The sequence below is a fragment of the Microcoleus sp. S13_C3 genome (assembly GCF_036700905.1).
Classification (GTDB): domain Bacteria; phylum Cyanobacteriota; class Cyanobacteriia; order Cyanobacteriales; family Microcoleaceae; genus Microcoleus.
In genome coordinates, this window is record NZ_JAUBPT010000075.1 from 19259 (window position 1) to 38789 (window position 19531).

The window sequence follows — 19531 nt, forward strand, 5'->3', positions numbered from 1 at the left end:
ACAATTCTCCTAATTCAGAATTTTTAAAATGTCTTTGAGTTCGAGTGGAACAGGCATCCTGCCTGTTGCGGTTCAGTAAGCTGCATAGTGCTACTGGCTAAGAGGCGCACGCAGCCGTGGACGCTACTAACTTTTGCCATTTTTAAAATTAGCAGCGTTTCGATCTTGCAACTTTTTCATTTCTGCTTGAACTCCCACGGCTACCTGCAAAGCTTCGTTGAGCAATCTTCCTTGTTCGCTGGCTCGATCGCTAATTTGCAGGGCATTCAAAGTTCTCAAATTATTGGCAAACAATTCGGAGTTAGTAGCGACAAATTTTTTGTTTTCCCTGAGAATTCTTTCGGTTTTCAAAGCTCGAACTAAATCGTCTCTGATTAGCTGCAAGGCTTGAATGACTTTTGCCCGATCGCCTATTTTGACTTCCGCATTGCCAGCATCTTCTATCCGATCGTTAATGGCGATCGCTTCAATTATACCATTATAGCGATCCACATCATCAAAAAGATTGATTAAATCTTTGTTTTGCCGACTGCACCGAATTTTCCACGCATCCTCAAGGATTAAACCGAGTATCGCAACCAAGTGGAGGGCGAACCACAACAAATAAGCTCTAGGAAATATCGCAACCATTAGCCAACAACTGATTAGAAGCAAAACAATTAAACCGACTGTTTTCAAAGCTTCGCGGGCAAACTTAGTCGCTGTCGGCGGCCGGTATACGCGATCGGGCCCCGCGCCTGTGAGGTGCTTGAGCTCACCGACAGTAATTTCTAATCCCTGAATGTCAGCTCGCATAAATCTTCACAAATATATGTTAATTATAAAGTTTGGTAGGAGAACAATGGGCTCGTCTACAATAAACCTAACACTTTTTTCAACCAAAACTGCACTATGTCCGCACGTCCCATATACCTCGACAATCACGCCACAACCCCCGTAGACCAACGGGTACTTGATGCGATGCTGCCGTATTTCACCGAACAATTCGGCAACGCAGCCAGCATCAACCACGTCTACGGCTGGGAAGCAGAAGCAGCGGTTAAACAGTCACGACAAATTTTAGCAGAAGCGATCAATGCTTCCCCCGAAGAAATTGTTTTTACCAGCGGTGCAACCGAAGCAAATAACTTAGCGATCAAAGGCATCGCCGAAGCTTATTTCAGTAAAGGAAAGCACATTATCACAGTAAAAACCGAACATAATGCAATTCTCGACCCCTGTACCTATTTGCAAAAATTGGGGTTTGACATTACTGTTTTACCAGTGAAAAGCGACGGGCTGATTGATATAGGCGATTTGATAAAAGCGATTCGCGCCGAGACAATTTTAGTTTCAGTTATGACGGCAAATAATGAGATTGGCGTCATCCAGCCGATCGCAGAAATTGCAGCAATTTGTCGGGGAAATGACATTCTTTTTCACACAGATGCGGCACAGGCGATCGGCAAAATTCCCCTCGACGTAGAGGAGATGAATATCGATCTAATGTCCTTGACAGCCCACAAAATCTACGGGCCAAAAGGCATCGGTGCTCTCTACGTGCGCCGCAACAAACCGAGAGTGCAGCTAGCGCCACAAATGCACGGAGGAGGCCACGAACGGGGAATGCGATCGGGAACTCTCTACCCACCGCAAATAGTTGGGTTTGCCAAAGCAGTAGAATTGGCAATTGCGGAAATGGAGTCGGAAACAGAACGAGTGGTTAATTTGCGGCAGCGTTTGTGGGAAAACTTGAGTGAATTGGGCGATGTTTTTCTCAACGGTCATGCTACTAAGAGATTGCCGGGGAATCTCAATATTAGTGTAGCCGGGGTTGACGGTCAAGCGTTGATGTTGGGTTTGCAACCGGCGGCGGCAGTTTCTTCGGGATCTGCTTGCACTTCGGCGAAAATATCTCCATCTCATGTTTTAGCAGCGATCGGGCGATCGGACAAATTAGCTTATGCTTCAATTCGGTTCGGTATTGGCCGGTTCAATACCGAAGCAGAAATAGATGCAGTTTCCGAACACGCGATCGCAACTATTACATCTCTCCGACAAGCTCAAAAAGTGATGAGTTAGACAGTTGACAGTTGACAGTAATCTGTAGGGTGCGTCGCTATGAGATACTCAATGAAACTTTCTGATTCAAGCGTGGCGACGCACCTTACCATTTGAGATTGGACTGTTCAATATCGTAGATGAGTTAAATCATATAACACCAGATCACCGACTTCTGCAACCGTTTCCCAGACTCAACATCAAAGCTAATGCTAGAAGTCGGGGATCTACTAACACCAACCCCTTATTTAGAACCAAACACCTCGCGCACCCGATAAATCGGTTTTCCCTGGGATTCATGATAAGTCCGCATCATCACTTCCGCCAGCAAACCAAAACAAAATAACTGCACGCCAGTTAACAGCAAAACCACAGCCAAAATCAGCAAAGGACGATTGCCAATACTTTGACCAAAAGCAAATTTCAGGAAAGTCAAATAAATTCCTAAAACCGTTCCCAACGTCATAGAACTCAGTCCCAAAAGTCCAAAAACGTGCATCGGTCGAGTCAGGAACTTTTTCATAAAAGAAATAGTTAACAAATCCATCAACACCCGAAAAGTCCGCCAAATTCCGTACTTACTTTGACCGAAACGGCGGGCGTGGTGTCGCACCGGAAGTTCTGCAATTCTCGCCCCTTCAATAAACGCCAAAGCAGGCAAAAAGCGGTGCAATTCCCCGTACAGATTCAAGTCTGCTGCCAACTCGGATTTATAAGCTTTCAAAGAACAGCCGTAGTCGTGCAAAGTTACGCCTGTAACGCGACCAATTAACCAGTTCGCAATTTTAGAAGGAATCAACCTACTAATAGTATTATCCTGCCTATTTTTCCGCCAGCCGCTAACTAAATCGTAGCCTTCATCTAACTTGGCCAACAATAGCGGAATATCAGCCGGGTCATTTTGCAAATCGCCGTCTAGGGTAACAATAGCACGACCACGAGCGCGATCGAAACCTGCCGACATGGCAGCAGTTTGTCCGTAATTCCGGCGCAAAATTACAGCACAAAGGTCATCGCGAGTGCTGGCTAACTGCTGGAGAAGTTCAGCAGAACCGTCTTTAGAACCGTCATCTACACAAATAATTTGATAGCTGAGTCCAGATGGTTGGATAGAAGAGGCGATCGCCTCAATCAAATGAGGCAAACTTTCCACCTCATTATACACCGGCACCACCACTGAAACGTCGAGAACAACCTCAGCCTCAGCTTGCTGTCTCGCCAATTTTTCCAAAAATAATGCAGCGTCCATTTTTTTATTCGATAATCTCAGTAATCATTAGTCATTAGTCATTAGTCATTAGTCATTAGTCATTAGTCATTAGTCATTAGTCATTAGTCATTAGTCAACAGTCAACAGTCAACAGTCAACAGTCAACAGTTAACAGTCAACAACTAATTAGGTTGATAACTTACCACAACTTTACCATATCCCCGCAATTGCTGGTAATAAGCTTGACTGACTCGATCGCCATCCTCCGACAAAACATCGATACCGATACCGTTGCGACCTTGTGCTTGTCCCGAACTGTGAATGTAGCGATTATCTCCGAGATACAATCCTACATGAGTTGCTTTTTCGGGCGTACCAAAAAATACTAAATCCCCCGGTTCTAAAGCACTGATACTAATAGGTTTAGTAAAAGCTTCCTGCTGATAAGCATCCCTCGGCAACCAGATGCCGGCAGCCACAAAAGCAGCTTGCATCAAGCCCGAACAATCATAATTCGGCCCGACTGTACCGCCCCAAAGATAATAATTGGATTGGTTCATAGCCTCGCGAGCGAAAGTAATTACAATTGGTAATTTTTCCTTGATTTGGGCCTCAGAAACCACGAGAGGATGATACACTGTTTCTGCCACATCGAGCAACTCAACATCTCGAATATCCAGCCATCCCGGATAATCATCTTCGCACAGTCGCACCATCACAGCCGTTGTATCCCCCTCAACAACTGAGTCTATGCCATTTGTCCCCCAGTTCATAAGCTGGGGGGGGTCAACTACTCGCAAATGTCGCCCCAGGGCTGCTTGAGTTGCCAATCGATCGCACTTTGGGGAATCGTAAATATTTATGTGCGATCGGGCCCGGTACTCCACAACATCAGATAATTGATAATTGGCCATTGCTAATTGCTCATTGTTTGCTGTTAATTGTTCGCATTTATTGTTCGCATTTAACGATAGATTGCCATTAGCTGCTAGCCGTTAACCGTTAACCGTCAGCCATTAACCATGACATTTTTTCACAAAGACGAACAATTAGAAAACCTCGGCAGTAGCATTATAAGCTCCGCCTTGTCAGAATTTACAGGATTAAGTGGCGATCGTATAGCCATTACCTGGATAGTCTACGATCCCCCGGTGCGAGTCAATACAGGCGGTGCCCTGAGTGCAGAAGAATTTTGGAAATATCAACCGCGAGGTTTTAGCGCTAGAGCTTCCGAACGAATTTATCCAGCCAGCATCGTCAAATTATTCTACCTCGTTGCCATCTGGGAATGGGCGCAAAAAGGCATGATTCAAACATCGCCAGAATTAGAACGCGCCGTCCGAGATATGATAGTTGATTCCAGCAACGACGCCACCAGTTTAGTAGTAGACGCCCTCACCGGCACCACCAGCGGCCCAGAATTATCACCAGGCCCCTTTGAAACTTGGAAACAACAGCGAAACATCGTCAACCGTTACTTTCAATCATTGGATTGGCCGGAATTACAAAATATTAACGCCAATCAAAAAACCTGGTGTGACGGCCCCTACGGTCGCGAGCGAGCATTTGTGGGAGAATTAATGGAAAATAGAAATATGCTGACCACAAATGCAGCGGCGCGTTTGCTGCACAGTATAATCGGTGGGGTAGCTGTTTCTGCCCAAGCATCACAAGAAATGATGGGTTTAATGAAACGCAGTTTAGACCCAGCAGAATTAGAGGCAGATCCTGAAAATCAAGTTACAGGTTTTTTAGGTGGCGGATTGCCAGAATCAGCCAAATTGTGGTCAAAAGCGGGACTGACAAGTCAAGTTCGTCACGATGCTGCTTATATTGAAATACCGGGCTTGCGGCCGTATTTGTTGGTTGTATTTACCGAGGGGAAAGAGAATAGCAAGAATGAAGAGATTTTGCCATTTATCTCGCGGCAATGTGTCGAAGCGATGAAAGCACTTAATTAGACTTAGGTTGGCAAATTGAAGAAAATTATACACGCAGATTCCCGACTTCTGAAAAAAGTTGGGACTCTAACAGCGTCAACTGTCAACCCTAACTTTTTAATTGAACTTGCTCCATCATTCGTTGATCTTGTTGGCTGTGAAAACGATGAGTTGAGGAAAGTAATTCTTCTTTGGTAACTGGCGTTCTTCTTAGGGTATCTAAAGGAACTAGAAACTCACATTGTTGAATTTGGATTTCCAGTGCATCAATTACAAATCTTACCTCCAAAAAACTGGCATCTTCGTAGTCATTATCTTCATAACGTTTAATTTGTTCTTCTTTCAGTCCAGCTAAATCTGCCAATTCTTTTTGGCTTAGCTTAGCTGCCATGCGAGCTTTAATCAAGATTTGGGGTAAATAATCAATATCATCAAGTGTTAATACTATTGGGGTGTCGCTATCATGAGAGGTAAGCCTGTCATATTCAGCAATTTCTGCTTGTAAAGCCATCAGGTGAGATTGTTTGACATCCCCAGAAAGTTGCCACCCTTCGGGGTCTTTTTTCTTCAGTTCCTCATCTTGCTCTAACGCCCTAAGAGAATATTCAAATTTTCGGGCGCATTCTTGACTATATTCATACTCTTTTTCATTTTTAATCATGGGTTCCACCTTAATAAATCTATAGCAATAATGCCTTTAGGATTTAACTGTCTGTCACGCTGAAAGAATTCTATAGAATTTAAGCCGTAATCTCCTACAGGTTGATCTGAACGAAAAATTTCACCTTTATATTTGGATTTCTGTGCGCTACGATCCAAATGATTTAGTAATCTAGGGGCATTTTTTCGGAGATAATCGTAATCGACATCCTCGCTATCCCAACAAGCATCAAAATCTCCTGGGTCTGGCTTAATGGTAACAAAGCTGCCGTTGATATAAATTGTCCGGCAACCACCTGCTTTGAGTTGCTCCATTGCCATTCGCAGTCCGCGCATTAAACGCAACCTCAGCTCGTTGCTTCCAAATCGTTCTACAAATTCTTCCCATTCGCAAAAATGAACTCCTGGGGGTAAGTTGCCGTTTTCATCGAATTCTGGAATCACTTACTCACACCTTAACACAGATGAATATCCGGCTCTTGAGCGTACCATATTGCGATCGTTGTTGGGAAAATTGCGATCGCAGCGATAGCTTCATTGACGATCGCGGCAGACTGAGGTGGCGCTACCGATCCCGAAAAGTGAGCAAAAGATGAGCGGAAAACGCAACTTTTAAGGGTATGACGAATCCCGAACCCTTGATTCATAAATGATTAAATAGAACGGAGAGGGAGGGATTTGAACCCTCGAAGGATGTTAACACCCTTAACAGATTAGCAATCTGCCGCTTTCGACCACTCAGCCACCTCTCCAAGATGACAGTAACTAACTATAGCACACACATCTTATTCTTGCCAACCCCTAATTTAAAAATTCCTCAATCCCTTACTCTGTATACTTTTCGCGACCTCAACCTCCAGCCTCTTCCCCAAAGCCCCTAGCCTTCAAGTGCTTTTCCCAACTAAAATTGGAACTCAAAAAGAACCTCTTAGTATACAAATACCCCAAGCGGTACAGGTGAGCCTTGCGATCGGCATCGAGATTAAAGTCCGTCGTAGTCACCCCAGCATCAGTCACATCAATATTAATCACCCTGCCCTTATCCATTTCTCGCTGGTGATAGCGGTCTCTTGCTTTCATCATCGTTCGGAACATCGCCGCCAGCATCGACAGCGGAGTATCAATCTTAACTTTACTCTCAATTCCAGTATCGACCAATCGAAACCCAAAGGTAAACCAGCGGGGCGCCGCCGGAGTCGAACCGACGGATTGTTTGTCATAAATCCACAGGGGGAAATTGCTCAAAATTCCGCCATCTACAATTACGTCCTCACCAAGTTTTCCCGGTTCAAAAAATAGGGGAATACTCATCGACAACCTAACGGCTTCAGCCACGCTAAAATGTTCAGCGCTTTGGAGTCGCAACTGCTCGTACAAAGGATCGGAATCCGTCGATTCGCGCCGGTGTAAGTCATCGGGAATTACCAACATTTCACCGCGACTGAGGTTGGATATTACTACTTTTAATTCCCGGTCTTTTACGATTTGTTTGACATCAGCAAAAGTGTGCAAGTTACCTCGACCGAGCATTGCTTCCAGCCACTGCCGGAACGGCTGCGCTGAATATTCCCCCATTTGACGGCTAACTGTTAGAAAAAGTAGCGTCCAAGCTGGGGATTGCAAATCGTCGGCGGGGTCGCCGTTTAAAATTAGAGGACTGTTTTTTTGAGTTAAAAATATGCTGTAATCGAGCTGACCTAAAATTTCCTCTAAATCATCAATTGACAAGTCGGTTGCCAATACTGCGGCGGTAATTGCACCTGCAGAAGTGCCGGCCAATTTTCGCCACCGGATGCCCAAATCGCTACAGCACCGGAGTGCTCCTAAAAACGCAACTCCGCGCACGCCGCCGCCTTCAAAAACCCCGTCGGCATATATTTGACCGTTTTCGTCGGGAGGCGGAAATTTGCTGAGAATTGTTTGTTTTTCGGTGGCGGTCATTCTGACACCGGGTTCTTGCAAAATTTGCTGCGGATACCACTTGCTCATAGGAAATACCTCGGCTCGATTGGGGATTTTAGATTTGAGATTGATATCTATTGTTCTTGATTTTTGTCGGCATTCATTGCTTCTTTGACGTGTTCTTGAACTTGCGATCGCACTTGTTCGTAGGCCACCGACGCGCACCAAGGTCGGAGAGATAAAATAGTTGTATCGGGAGTAATCTCGGCTACCAAACAAGTCGGGGCCGGATTCTCCAACACCAGCGGGTGAGAGTGGGCAATTTCTAATAACTCAGCTACAGTTGGACGGATCGGTCGATCGCCAATATCAATCTTCAAGTCTACTCGCCTCGTTCCCATTGCCGTTGTATTTTTCAGTGTACCGTTAAACAACTGATTGTTCGGGACAATAATTTTTATGCGATCGTCTGTCACCACGGTTGTTGAAAAAATCCCGATGCTCTCCACCACTCCCTTAACATCGCCAGCTTCAATCCCATCCCCGACTTCAAAGGGCCGCAAACTAATCAACATTACCCCAGCAGCAAAGTGCGACAAAGTATTTTGCCACGCCAAACCTATCGCCAAACCCGCTGCGCCCACCACCGCAACCACACTGGTAGTTTGAATTCCCAACTGACTCAAAGCGGCGACTACTCCCACTACCAAAATCGTAATTTCAGCAGCTTGAACTAAAAATTTCCGCAGCGTGGCTTCGGTGCGACTCAGTGCACGGCGAGTCACGCGGCCCGCAAAGCCGATCGCAAATCGCGTAATTAACAAAATGCCGATCGCCCACAGTAGTTGAGGTACAATTTTAAACCCCAATTCTACGAATTTTTTCGAGAATTCTTGGGCTACTTCCAAGGCTTGTGTTCTTTCTGCATTTAGCTGAGAATAGAAGGTTTGGGCTATTGGGAAAAACGTCTGAATAACTGTCATATTAATTTGGAATTGGGCATTGGGAATTGGGCATTGGGCATTGGGCATTGGTAAACGCGGTCTCAGTCTTATCGCTTATTCCGAGAGTCCGACAGGGGTTGAAAACCCCTGTCTCATAGCGGAAGTCCTCTAAAAGAGGACTAATACCAATTTAATGTGAATTTTCACATATCTCGCTCCCCCTCGCATCCCCCTTAATAAGGGAGTAGGGGTTGAGTAGGGGGCAAGCTAAGGGGGGATCGGATTCTACGGGACCTCATAAAAATTGGTATAAAGTCGATAATTTTATCCTTCAAACTCTTGAGTCGGTTTTAACCGACTTTTGCTATGAGGCAGGGGTTTAAACCCCTGCCGGACTACTTTTAATAGTGTACTGCTACGCGGGGCAATCGGTGTTTAAAACCGCAGAGAATTTCCCACGAAATAGTTCCCAAAGTCGCGGCCCAATCGTCAGCACTAATTTGATTTTCCCCATCTTTGCCCAACAGAGTCACCACTTCACCGACTTCTAAATCGGGAATATCAGTTACATCCAGCATTAATTGATCCATCGTCACGGCTCCCACTTGCCCCACGAATTGACCCCTGACTAAAACCTGCATTTTATTAGAAAGATTGCGCGGAATACCATCTGCATAGCCGATACCAATTACGGCAATCTGTGTCGGGCGCTGAGCTATAAATTGATAGCCGTAACTGACGCCGGTTCCTGCTTCAATTGTTTTCACCTGCGTTACCCTAGCTTTTACCTGCATTGCGGGCTTCAAATTGGAGTTCGACTGCAAGTGAGGTGCGGGATATAGACCGTAGGTAGCTAAACCGACTCGCACTAAATCATAATGCAAATCCGAATCAACAAGGGCGGCAGCAGAGTTTGCCAAGTGGAGGCGAGGGGGGTTAATTCCTGCTATTTTAATTTGCTCGATCGCCTGTTGAAACCGCTGGTGCTGCTCTCTCATAACTGTGGGGTCGGGACTGTCTGCAGTCGCCAAGTGAGAGTAAATACTGGCTAATTTTAAATTGGGCAACCGCTTGACTAATTGCACAAATTCTGTTGCTTCCTGCCAGGGCGTACCCAAGCGAGACATTCCCGTATCTAACTTAGCGTGAACTGGCAAAGATTGGTTAAGACCAGCGAGAACTTCCGAAAAAATTAGGGCTTGTTTGGCAGTACAAATAGTCGGCTGCAAGTGCCATTGGGCGATCGCCTTTACCTGTTGGGCTGTATGGGTTGCCCCCAACAGCAAAATCGGCGCTTCTATCCCAGCTTCTCGCAATTCTATTCCTTCGGGAATTGTCGCCACTCCCAGCCAACTAGCACCTGCTTGCAATGCTGTTTGACTGACTGCAACAGCACCGTGCCCGTAAGCATCCGCTTTCACAACTGCCATCAGTTCTGTGTGGGGAGATAAGAGCTTTTTAAGCTGTTTTACATTGTGAGTTAAAGCTGCTAAATCGATTTCTACCCAAGCCCGCTGGCATAGTCCCCCGTAACCGTCCCCCAGCAACGTCTGGCGGGATTGTTTTGTCGGTGATTCTGTGGCTGTTTGTTCCCCACTCAACATTGTCGATCGCTCCTACTTGCTTACACCATTAAAAACTGCTCTAAAAACTGCTAGGATATTTTACCCTAAGTTTGATTATAATAAGATTCTCTCTTTCATCAAAGTTAAGGGGTGTATCATAGCACCAAAAATACCCGGTAAAAACTATGGACGGACTGGCCTACCTACATTTAGCTGAAATTTGGGAAACCCCTGCGGTTCAGCTTCAACTCACATCTTGCCCCATTGTCAATAAGCATTTTAGGAGTGGACAAGATGCCTATTCGACAAGAAAATTGAGCTCTTGTGGAACAGGCATCTTGCCTGTTCAGGAAAATGGTGCAAAATGTCAGCTTCAAGGGACAAATTCTCAAAAGCACCTGAATTTAGTCTCAACTCCTTTACTTTTCTTTACGATCGCTCTCACAATTTTCAATTTAGTTAATCCCGCACTCGCCATCAAAAAAGGTGATTCAGGCCCGGAAGTTGCCAATCTCCAGCAAACTCTGCAAGCAGCAGGATATTTTCGCGGTAAGGCTACAGGATTTTACGGTTCTGTCACCCAGGCTGCTGTGAAAAAGTTTCAAGCAGAGAACAACCTGAAAGTTGACGGAATTGTCGGCCCTAAAACCTTGTCAGCGCTGAAAGGTAAGCCGGAAGATGCGAGTAGTGAAGCTGCGGGAAAAATAGCGCCAAATGTCGATCGATCTTCGCCATCTCCTACCGCCACAGAAAACACAAACGAACTCGAAGATAAAACTAAAACTCAGCCCAAACAACATCTCTTTCAAGAACCCTCTTTGCCACCATTTAAAACCGAAAATTCCGACGATAAAAAAAGTGAATCACCAACCACAAGGCTAGTAAATCCTCCCGACAACCCTCAAGGAAAAATGACCTTAAAAAAAACAATTTACGGCAACATTTCGCCAAAATCAATAGTTTATTCGGGTTCGGGTTTGTTTTTTGCTCAAAACATGATGTACAGCCACACAATCACAGTTTACGACAGGAACTTTAATTTAGTCAAGACTATTCCCGATACAGTAAACTTGTCGAAGTTCGGCTTTTCTAAATTCAAAGGCAATTATAAAGGCTCTCCCGTAGAAGCCGCTTTTTCAACTGACGGCAAATATGCCTACGTATCCAACTATCAAATGTACGGCTCTGGGTTTAGCAATCCGGGGAGCGACAGGTGTTCTCCAGCAGCAAAACACGACCAAAGTTTTCTGTACCGCATCAATACCCAAACTTTGAAAATAGAAAAGGTAATTCCTGTCGGTGCAGTTCCAAAATTCAATGCTGTTTCGCCTGACAATCGCTTCGCCCTCGCTAGCAATTGGTGCAGTTGGGATTTGAGCGTAGTTGATATCAATAAAAATCTCGAAATCGAGCGAGTGAAACTGGGTGCATATCCTCGGGGTATTGTTGTTACTCCCGACTCAAAAAATGCCTATGTTGCCATCATGGGTTCTTCCGATATTGCGAAAGTGAATCTCATCGACTTTTCGGTAGAATGGCTGAGGAATATTGGCAATGCGCCGCGTCATTTGACGATAGATCCCAACGGAAAGTATCTTTATGCCACTCTCAATGGTGAAGGAAATGTGGCAAAAGTTGACCTAAAAACTGGTAAAGTGGTGGACAAAGTTTCGACAGGAAAAGCACCTCGCAGCATGACAATTTCCGCTCAGGGAAAACTGCTTTATGTGGTCAACTATTTCTCTAATACTGTTAGCAAAGTTAGGACGAGCGATATGAAAGTGCTGCAAACAGTGAAGGTTAATTCAAGTCCGATCGGGATTACTTACGATCCGAAAACTAATCAGGTTTGGGTAGCTTGCTATTCGGGCAGTATTATGGTGTTTCAAGATTAATTTAGCTGCTTCGTAGTGAGGCCTTCAGTCCTGACTACAAACAAGAGCGATTAAATGTTATTGTGGGGCGGCCTAGGAGCAACGCCCCTAAAATATTACTTGGACAACTTTAAAGGCTTCACAACATACTCAGAAGACTTAGCAGGTACTTGGCCTTTTTTGGCCATAGCTTGGTAAATCATGGCTGCTACTTCAGCGCGAGTTGCTGTTCTATTAGGCTGCAAAAGTGCGCGCTTCGGGTGGTTGACAACAATGCCAGCTTCTGTGGCTGCTGCTACTTTGTTAACTGCCCATTTCGGCACTTTTTTCCTGTCTGTGTAAACCTGTAAAGTTTTGCTCGCTTTTGTTGATGGTTTCAGGCTCAAACCGCTCGCTAAAGCTGTGATGACTTCCACGCGGGGAATATTTTTGTCGGGACGGAACTCATTGTTTGGGTATCCTTTAAGATATCCAGTTTTGACGCTGCGGTCGATCGCAGGAGCGACAGGACTCTTGTCTTTTACGTCTTTAAAATCAATGGGTTTTCGGATCGGCTCTTTGTCGTCGGACATTCGCTGAATCAAGCGCGCTAGTTCGGCTCGCGTCATCGGTTCGTCGGGGCGAAATTTGTTGTCGGTGGAATCAGCAAAAATTTTCCGATCGACTAAAGCTACAATGAACGGACGCGCCCAATATTTGTCTGGAACATCGGAGAATCTAACGGGCCCAACTTTGGCTTTATCTGCTTTCGGTTTGGTAATTGCTGGATTGGGACTCGATGGCGCAATTGGCTTGGGAGGAACAACGATTACACCCACCGGAGGAGTTGCCGGTAAAATCCGCCCTAAAGGTGCCACAGGTGCGACATCCGGTTTTGACGGAAGGGGGGTTGTAGCGGGCGATCGCAAATCCGAATTTGCCGATTCTGGCGTTAATATTCCCGGAGTCGCGGGCGTAACAGCAGGCTGAGAAAAAACGGCTGGAAATTGCCAATTTCTGGCATTCAATCGATCGGGATTTTTACCTGTTACCCAAAATAAAATTGCTCCCATCGTGCCGAAGGCAACCAAGATAGCAATCAATTCATCCAATCCTAGAGGGTTTCTTTCCCCTGACGGGGGTTGTGAAGAAGACATATTGTCACCTACATACTAATGTAGAAATTAAATCACATATTTTTTGGGTCTGGTAGTGACTGAAATAAATAAATCAACTATTCCAAAGTTCTCACTGTCAATACTTGCGGCGGCGTGGAATCGGGAGGATAAATAAAATCAACTTTTACCGATCGCGTTTCTATCGCAGCTAACCTCAACTTTATCATCGGTTCCACAACTTGACCGAAACGGTGCCACAAATGCACGTAGCGAGTTACATCGTAACCTCCATCATCTCGGTAGCGCAGCCGCACAGTACCTCGAAAATAGGGAAAATCTAGGGAAGGTTGGCGAAATCGCAATCCATTTTTTGAGAGTCGATCTTCTTTTAAAGGCGTTTCCAAACTCACCGCTACCGTTTGCGGTTTTTGGGCAGTGTTATGCAGGGGCAAAATCAGATTGTAGTGTACGCCGTAATTGCCGTGGGCTTCGTAAGCAGTGTCCCGATAGCGCGCCAGCATTTTTCCTGCTTGCACTTGTTGGGTTCCCAAAGTGCCCCCGCGCAAGGTAGAGATCGCATAGGATATCGCTTTTCCAGTCTGGGGAATTGCCAGATTTTTAGCATCGCGATCGACTAATTCCGCTTCCCATCCAGAACCTGCCTGTACCCCCGCCACGCGGCCGTAAATCAGGCTTCCCGAAATCGCGTCGGGGGGAGTCGGGGTTTTGTCGCGGGGGCCTGCCAAACCGCCATTATTCAGCAATTGCTGCCATTCTTCCAGAGTTGGCGCGCGCTCGCCCCCATCAGCATTTTGAGGTGCATACATTGCCAAAGTAGCGGCATAAACCTTGCCGCTACTTTTGAGCCGCACAAAGGTAGAACGACCATTTATCGGCTTTTCCAGACCCCGCACGGGAATAGGGCGATTCATCAACAATGCGGTTTCTCCCGGTGCAATCAGCAGTTTTTCGGGAAAATCCGGCTGCCGCATTCCCCGCAAAACGCTATCGACAGCGCGAATTCCAGGGCCGGAATATACTTCGCCGTTGGGACTCTCACTTAGCACGGGTTTTTGTTTGAACGGCGCGTCCGGTTCCATCAGGTAACTGGCAGCCTGCAACACTTCCACCGTCACGGGTTCGGAGCCGGGATTGTAGAGCAAAGCTGCGATATACAAAGTGCGTAAATTTGCCGGAGTGTGAGAAAAGTGGTGAGCAAACAGGTTAAATTGCCCTTGAAAGGCAAAGTTAAGGTGAGCCGCTGGGACTTTTTTGCCGTCTGGGGGAAAGGTTGAGAGCAAAATGCCTTCTTTTTTCACCCATTCGGGACTGTCGCTGTTGAAGAGGGGGATGTTGTCGAGTTTTCCGGGGAGCGCTCGCACTTCGGCATCTAGTAAAATTTCCTCTGGTGCTGGTTTTGCGGGAATAGATTGTACGGGTTTTTTAAGTAAAAATAATCCGCCGACTGCACAAAGGACGATCGTAGAAATGCCAGCAATTCGAGAAAAGAGATTTGGTTTCTGAATCATCAAAGTTAACTGTCAACCCAATCTCTGTACATCTTCCACCGACAGCGACAGCGCCTGAGCCACTTGCTCTACGGTTAAACCCATTGCCAACAGTTGGGGAATAGCATCCCGTTGGGTTTGTTCTGCGCGATCAGCCCTTTGGCGTTCCTGTTCGGTATGGAGGCGTTCGAGTCTAGCTTGTTCGCTACCAGTTAACAACAAATTACCCTCATTATCCCACCAACGCAACCATCGCTGATGCTGATTTTGATAGCTACCTTCCCACACACCTAACTCTACTCCCATCAGGTCGATCGGATAATGCCCGCGATCGTTCGGTTGCAAACGGCGATAACGAGTATTCACCCAGTTATAGACTTCCAATTCACTCGTTTTAATGATGTAAATCGCATAGTAAGGAATGCGAATAATCTGCTCGTATACCCAAAACTTTCCTGGTTTCTGGTTGATACCTTCTGGTAAGCGAGATAAAGGAGTATTATCTCGTTCTTCAGAGCCATTACCACTAGCAAATTCGATCGCAATCAATGGCACAATATACTCGCGCCAAATCACGTAAGAGCGGCGAATTTCCCCATCTATTAGGGGCGGAACGTTGGGAACGTAGAACCAGTCAGGCGCTTCGGCTCCCTTTTCTGGAGGGTCGGTTTCGCGCCAGTAAATGCCACAATCTTGCCCGATCGCATATTGTCCGTCCGGGTGGAGGGTTTGCAGTGTAGTTTCCAGGGAGTCGGTGAGTAAGATACTCTGGGGATGTGCTAGAAAGTTATGTACAAACGTGCCGTCGGAGTCGGGGAGTTGCGTGTGATCGGGAAAGGCGGGGGGTATTGTTGTGGGGTTGAGGCTTTGTGTCATGTCAGCTATCCGATGGTGAAAGGACAGATGCTTTATTAATTAGAGCATAGCGATCGCTGATTGAGAGGCTTTATACTGTTGGTCGCTCACTGTTTGATCACCGCACCGCGATCGCGAAGCACATCAACCCCGGCTCAATGACCTTCTATTTGTCTAAAGTCTGTTACATTACGATCGTAATTAAGCATTTGGCGACAAGCTATGCGGTCAATTGAACAACTAACAGAAGAGCTTTTATCTCTGCCTAGTGCATCAAGAGCGCTTTTGGCAGAAAAACTCGCAGAAAGTTTAGAATTCGATATCGACCCAATAATTCAGGCAGCTTGGACAACTGAGGCTCATAGACGACGTAACGAGATCCGAAGTGGTGCTGTGCAAGCAATTCCGGGGGATGAAGCGTTAGCTCAAGTGAGGCTGTTGCTCGATCCATGAGATATGTTTTTCATCCTGAAGCACTTGCTGAATATTCTGAAGCTGTCCCATACTATGTAGTACATTTTGATTCTCGCAGTAACGCATTGCAGTCGAGAGCCTGGGTATTGGAAAAGCCGCAAATAATTGAAACATTCAGCAATCCAACATTTAAAATGTCTGAGATAACTCTGCTACATGAAATTGCTCATTGCCCCCATGCACGGTTCTGTCGAGAAAATCCTGCTGCTGAACATCCATGTAGCGAAATTGTTGATTATCAAAGATCGCTCAATTTAGACAAGTTTCAAGTACCTGAGCCTTGGAGTGGACATATAGAGAAAGCTCCTATTCTTTTTCTGAGTTCAAATCCATCAATTGGCGCTGGTGAAAACTACCCAAATTGGTCTTGGTCAGACGATGATATGGAAGATTACTTCAGTTATCGTTTTGGAGGGGGACGCAAGGAATGGATCGTCAATGGTACGAAATCCTTACTAATGGACGGGACATATAGCCATGCTGTTAAGTTCTGGGCAGCAGTCCGGCAACGTGCTATGGAGTTATTTGAACGGGATGTGCTTCCAGGAATTGATTATGCACTTACCGAAATAGTGCATTGTAAATCCCATAAGGAAATTGGCGTAGAACGAGCGCAAAATAAATGTGTTAAAGCCTATTTGTTGAGAACTTTAGAACTGACCGGGGCAAAAGTAATTGTGGTGCTGGGAGAACGTGCAAGGAAAGCAATTCAAAGTCAATTCAATATTCCTGAAAAAATCTCAGTGTCTGAGGCAATAAAGATAGGGAGCAGTGAAAGATTTTTTGCTTTCCTTCCACATCCAAATGCCCACAAAGAGCGTTCTTTTTCCAAGTGCTTTCAGGATGATGAGCTTGAAAAGTTACGCGCATCTTTGCATACGTGGAAAAATGGTGAGTGATGCACATGGTTAAAGTTACTTGAACGTGCGATCGCCCGATTGAAAACTTTACCTTCTAGTGAGCAAGATGCGATCGCGTTATGATAGAAGTATCGGCTGATTGTGGCAATTCGCTATGACCTTGGTATTATTTTCATCCGATTTATTGGCACTCATGCTGAGTATGACAAAGTAGATGCAAAAATAGTCTAAACAGATGTGAATGTATGGAATTGCGCCCAATTAGAAATGAAACGGACTATCAGGAAGCGCTTCGAGAGATCGAGTTACTGTTTAATGCCACCCCAAACACTCCTGAGTACGATCGATTAGATGTACTCAGCACCTTAGTGGAAGCCTACGAGAAGAAACACATTCCGATCGCAATCCCCGACCCGATCGCAGCGATTTATATAATATAAAACATCAGCGCCACAACTTCTACAAAGAGGCTAATCTAAAGAATGCTTTGTTTTCAGTTTCAGGTCTATTTTGTCTTGTTCTCTATTTTTATCATGAGGAATTGAGGGCGAATTTTTACAGCCTTGGTCTAAATGGCTGACGATAAATCCAGAGTGGAATTCTCGAATTCGCAATGATTTAAGGCCAGGATACATTTTGCCTGAGTTTGAAACATGATATTCTTACCGCCTTCTGCCCCCGAAAGAGCGACTGCGACTCGGTTGACGAGAATTCCTGCCGCTACCAAAACTCGGCTGCCGCTTGTATTGATTTTGACGTTGCTGCGGCGATCGCCTCAAAGTGCTGCCACCGTAACCCGAACCGGTCGATCGATTGCCATTTGGCCGTGCTGAGGGTCTTACTGGCTGGTTGTATGTGGGCGATCGCAGGCGGCCTGTCGTCCTTAAAACTTGACGGTTTCTTACAACCGGAGGCGGAGTTCGATACCGAGTTTGATACTGCTGAACAGCTTGGTTGTAAGTATTACCATACCCGCCATATCCTGTCATAATTCCCGGCTGATACACTGGCGGCATATAATATTGCGGTCTAAATAACAAACTGCCGATCGCCTGACCGGCTATAGCCCCAGCAAACGGTGCCCAGAAGCCAGATTGCTGCCGCACTACTACGGTTTGTGGCTGACCTGTTTGAGGATTAGGAACAGATTCGGTAACGTTGTGAACGTACTCAATTTTAAAATCTTCTGTCAAATGCAAAACCGCTTGATTGTTCTCCACATTTAGATAACTTTTCTTGCCTGCCGATATTTCTTCCTCCGTTAACCGAGCCATTTGCAAATCCGTAGTGCGGTAAACTGGGGGACTGCCGGGGGGAGTATTCAGCAACATCAAACTGTATTCGCCATCCGCATCGTCGTAGGTAGCTTGCTGTACGGGATATTGGCCTTGAGCCAAGTTATTATTTGGTGCAGGACGCACTGTGTTAATATTCGGATTTCCAGCAGGATTTGTATAAGTTTGTGTGCGAGGAGAACCGCAGCCGGTTGCCGCCCACAAAAAAGTTAAAGCCATTAAATAAATTGTCAGTTTTCGCAGCATCATAAATAGTAATTGGGAATTGGGAATTGGGCATTGGGCATCGGGCATCGGGCATTGGTAGCAAATAACCCTTCGACTCCGCTCTGGGCACCGCAAATAACTAATAACTAATAACTAATAACTAATTTCTCCTTCCTTAAAGGGGAATAAGTTCGGGGAAATTGACCAACACTTGGTCGTTGGTAAGTTCGTCTCCCAACTGTGCGGGAGAAAAGTGAACTTGCACAGCTCGGAGCCTTTCTTGGTAATGTAAATTAATCAGTGCTTTTAAACCGACTTTCAGCGCACTGATGTCAGCGAGGTCAGTTTCTAGAGCAGGAACTTCGCCTTCATACGCAACTGTCAGCATCACCACCACATTTCTAGTTACCGGCAAAGACAAGGGGGAATTTTTATCGTAAACAGAGGTACTGTATTGAGGCTCGCTGAGATAGCGATCGGCTGAATCAGTGAAAAGTTCATCCACATAATCGCCCGCTTCGCCTTCATTCCAAAAAACATCGCCTTCATTGGCGGCTGATTGCCAGTAGTTGTCGTACTGCAACAGGTGATTGCAAATTTCTACCAGACCTTCTCCTAAAACTGCTATGTCGCCATCGGCATCAATTGCTTGTCTGGCGGTGCGGTTGAGAACTCCTAACAGCGGTGCAACATCTTCGCCTGTTAGGTGAACAAACACCCGGCAAACTGCCAATCTAGTTTTACCTGTAAATTGATTGAATCGATCGCGCCAAGCATTCATAATAACCTATAGTTTTAATCTGTAGGGCTATATTTCCCACCATAGCAGGGGATTTGAACTCTTGCCGTCTACCCTCAGATTGATCTGAAGAGTATTTTTAGCGATCGCCTCGGCCGCCTACTGTCTCGCTTTGACTCATCTAATTTTATAGCAGTTTTCAATCGGCTCAAATACAGTTCAAATACAGTAGGAAAACCGCACAGCCTTGTCCTGACTGGGAGCAGCGACTTTTAATAATTGGTATCCCACATTCCGCACTTCAAGTTGAAGTACGATAAAATAGAATACCGAAAAAGCCAAAAACCCGGATAATTCAGAA

21 protein-coding genes and 1 tRNA gene are annotated in these 19531 nt (G+C 45.7%); 7 read left to right on the top strand and 15 right to left on the bottom strand.

The genetic code is table 11. From position 1 onward, the window contains the following. Positions 1–126: 126 nt before the first annotated feature. Positions 127–795: a hypothetical protein gene (locus QUA16_RS20385; RefSeq protein WP_333105424.1), complete on the bottom strand. Its 669-nt coding sequence runs from the start codon at positions 793–795 to the stop codon at positions 127–129. 96 nt (positions 796–891) lie between these two features. Between QUA16_RS20385 and QUA16_RS20390 the strand changes: the two genes are divergently transcribed. Further along, positions 892–2061, top strand: coding sequence for an IscS subfamily cysteine desulfurase (locus QUA16_RS20390; protein WP_333105423.1), 1170 nt, complete (start codon positions 892–894; stop codon positions 2059–2061). A 223-nt stretch (positions 2062–2284) separates the two neighbouring features. On the opposite strand, the gene QUA16_RS20395 is transcribed toward QUA16_RS20390, so the two are convergent. After that, complete coding sequence (locus QUA16_RS20395; RefSeq protein ID WP_333105422.1) at positions 2285–3289, bottom strand: glycosyltransferase family 2 protein; 1005 nt, start codon at positions 3287–3289, stop codon at positions 2285–2287. 143 nt (positions 3290–3432) lie between these two features. Beyond that, positions 3433–4164, bottom strand: a complete 732-nt coding sequence (locus QUA16_RS20400) for a C40 family peptidase (protein WP_333105420.1) — start codon at positions 4162–4164, stop codon at positions 3433–3435. Between the two features lie 108 nt (positions 4165–4272). Between QUA16_RS20400 and QUA16_RS20405 the strand changes: the two genes are divergently transcribed. After that, complete coding sequence (locus tag QUA16_RS20405; RefSeq protein ID WP_333105419.1) at positions 4273–5211, top strand: serine hydrolase; 939 nt, start codon at positions 4273–4275, stop codon at positions 5209–5211. An 88-nt stretch (positions 5212–5299) separates the two neighbouring features. On the opposite strand, the gene QUA16_RS20410 is transcribed toward QUA16_RS20405, so the two are convergent. The 7 genes from QUA16_RS20410 to alr all read right to left on the bottom strand — a co-directional run bounded on the left by QUA16_RS20410 (position 5300) and on the right by alr (position 10300). Beyond that, entirely contained in the window at positions 5300–5851 is a 552-nt protein-coding gene (locus QUA16_RS20410; protein WP_333105418.1) for a helix-turn-helix transcriptional regulator, read from the bottom strand. Continuing rightward, the gene (locus QUA16_RS20415; protein WP_333105416.1) at positions 5848–6294 is read right to left on the bottom strand and encodes a DUF6932 family protein; all 447 of its coding nucleotides are present in this window, start codon (positions 6292–6294) and stop codon (positions 5848–5850) included. The genes QUA16_RS20410 and QUA16_RS20415 overlap by 4 nt, the downstream gene beginning before the upstream one ends. A gap of 11 nt (positions 6295–6305) precedes the next feature. Continuing rightward, complete coding sequence (locus QUA16_RS20420) at positions 6306–6497, bottom strand: hypothetical protein (RefSeq protein ID WP_333181309.1); 192 nt, start codon at positions 6495–6497, stop codon at positions 6306–6308. A 16-nt stretch (positions 6498–6513) separates the two neighbouring features. After that, positions 6514–6602: transfer RNA gene (locus QUA16_RS20425), tRNA-Ser, on the bottom strand. Between the two features lie 97 nt (positions 6603–6699). Next, positions 6700–7839, bottom strand: coding sequence for a patatin-like phospholipase family protein (locus QUA16_RS20430; RefSeq protein WP_333105415.1), 1140 nt, complete (start codon positions 7837–7839; stop codon positions 6700–6702). A 47-nt stretch (positions 7840–7886) separates the two neighbouring features. Then, entirely contained in the window at positions 7887–8735 is an 849-nt protein-coding gene (locus QUA16_RS20435) for a mechanosensitive ion channel family protein (protein WP_333105414.1), read from the bottom strand. Between the two features lie 362 nt (positions 8736–9097). Further along, positions 9098–10300: an alanine racemase gene (alr, locus tag QUA16_RS20440; protein WP_333105413.1), complete on the bottom strand. Its 1203-nt coding sequence runs from the start codon at positions 10298–10300 to the stop codon at positions 9098–9100. Positions 10301–10446: 146 nt separating this feature from the next. On the opposite strand from alr, the gene QUA16_RS20445 reads away from it, so the two are divergent. After that, positions 10447–12156, top strand: coding sequence for a peptidoglycan-binding protein (locus tag QUA16_RS20445; RefSeq protein WP_333105412.1), 1710 nt, complete (start codon positions 10447–10449; stop codon positions 12154–12156). A gap of 95 nt (positions 12157–12251) precedes the next feature. Here the strand turns inward: QUA16_RS20445 and QUA16_RS20450 are convergent, their stop codons facing one another. The 3 genes from QUA16_RS20450 to QUA16_RS20460 form a co-directional block, all read right to left on the bottom strand. Further along, entirely contained in the window at positions 12252–13271 is a 1020-nt protein-coding gene (locus tag QUA16_RS20450; protein WP_333105411.1) for an S-layer homology domain-containing protein, read from the bottom strand. 77 nt (positions 13272–13348) lie between these two features. Further along, the gene (locus QUA16_RS20455; RefSeq protein ID WP_333105410.1) at positions 13349–14761 is read right to left on the bottom strand and encodes a DUF3370 domain-containing protein; all 1413 of its coding nucleotides are present in this window, start codon (positions 14759–14761) and stop codon (positions 13349–13351) included. Between the two features lie 12 nt (positions 14762–14773). Further along, positions 14774–15616, bottom strand: coding sequence for a Uma2 family endonuclease (locus QUA16_RS20460; protein ID WP_333105408.1), 843 nt, complete (start codon positions 15614–15616; stop codon positions 14774–14776). Positions 15617–15817: 201 nt separating this feature from the next. Here QUA16_RS20460 and QUA16_RS20465 point away from each other — a divergent pair, with 201 nt between their 5' ends. From QUA16_RS20465 to QUA16_RS20480, 4 genes are all read left to right on the top strand, one after another. Further along, on the top strand, positions 15818–16048 hold the full coding sequence (locus tag QUA16_RS20465) for an addiction module protein (protein ID WP_333105407.1): 231 nt from the start codon (positions 15818–15820) through the stop codon (positions 16046–16048). Further along, positions 16045–16968 (top strand): hypothetical protein, encoded by a 924-nt coding sequence (locus QUA16_RS20470; protein ID WP_333105406.1) that lies wholly within the window; start codon positions 16045–16047, stop codon positions 16966–16968. The genes QUA16_RS20465 and QUA16_RS20470 overlap by 4 nt, the downstream gene beginning before the upstream one ends. A 99-nt stretch (positions 16969–17067) precedes the next feature. Further along, a complete protein-coding gene (locus tag QUA16_RS20475) occupies positions 17068–17160 on the top strand; it encodes a type II toxin-antitoxin system HigB family toxin (protein WP_332954803.1) in 93 nt (30 codons plus the stop codon). 14 nt (positions 17161–17174) lie between these two features. Continuing rightward, entirely contained in the window at positions 17175–17369 is a 195-nt protein-coding gene (locus QUA16_RS20480) for a hypothetical protein (protein ID WP_333105404.1), read from the top strand. A gap of 222 nt (positions 17370–17591) precedes the next feature. Here the strand turns inward: QUA16_RS20480 and QUA16_RS20485 are convergent, their stop codons facing one another. Together QUA16_RS20485 and QUA16_RS20490 are read right to left on the bottom strand one after the other, a co-directional pair. Beyond that, positions 17592–18473 carry a hypothetical protein gene (locus QUA16_RS20485; protein WP_333105403.1) on the bottom strand — a complete coding sequence of 294 codons (882 nt, stop codon included), beginning with the start codon at positions 18471–18473 and terminating at the stop codon, positions 17592–17594. A gap of 133 nt (positions 18474–18606) precedes the next feature. After that, complete coding sequence (locus tag QUA16_RS20490) at positions 18607–19212, bottom strand: DUF1517 domain-containing protein (RefSeq protein WP_333105402.1); 606 nt, start codon at positions 19210–19212, stop codon at positions 18607–18609. Positions 19213–19531 lie beyond the last annotated feature (319 nt).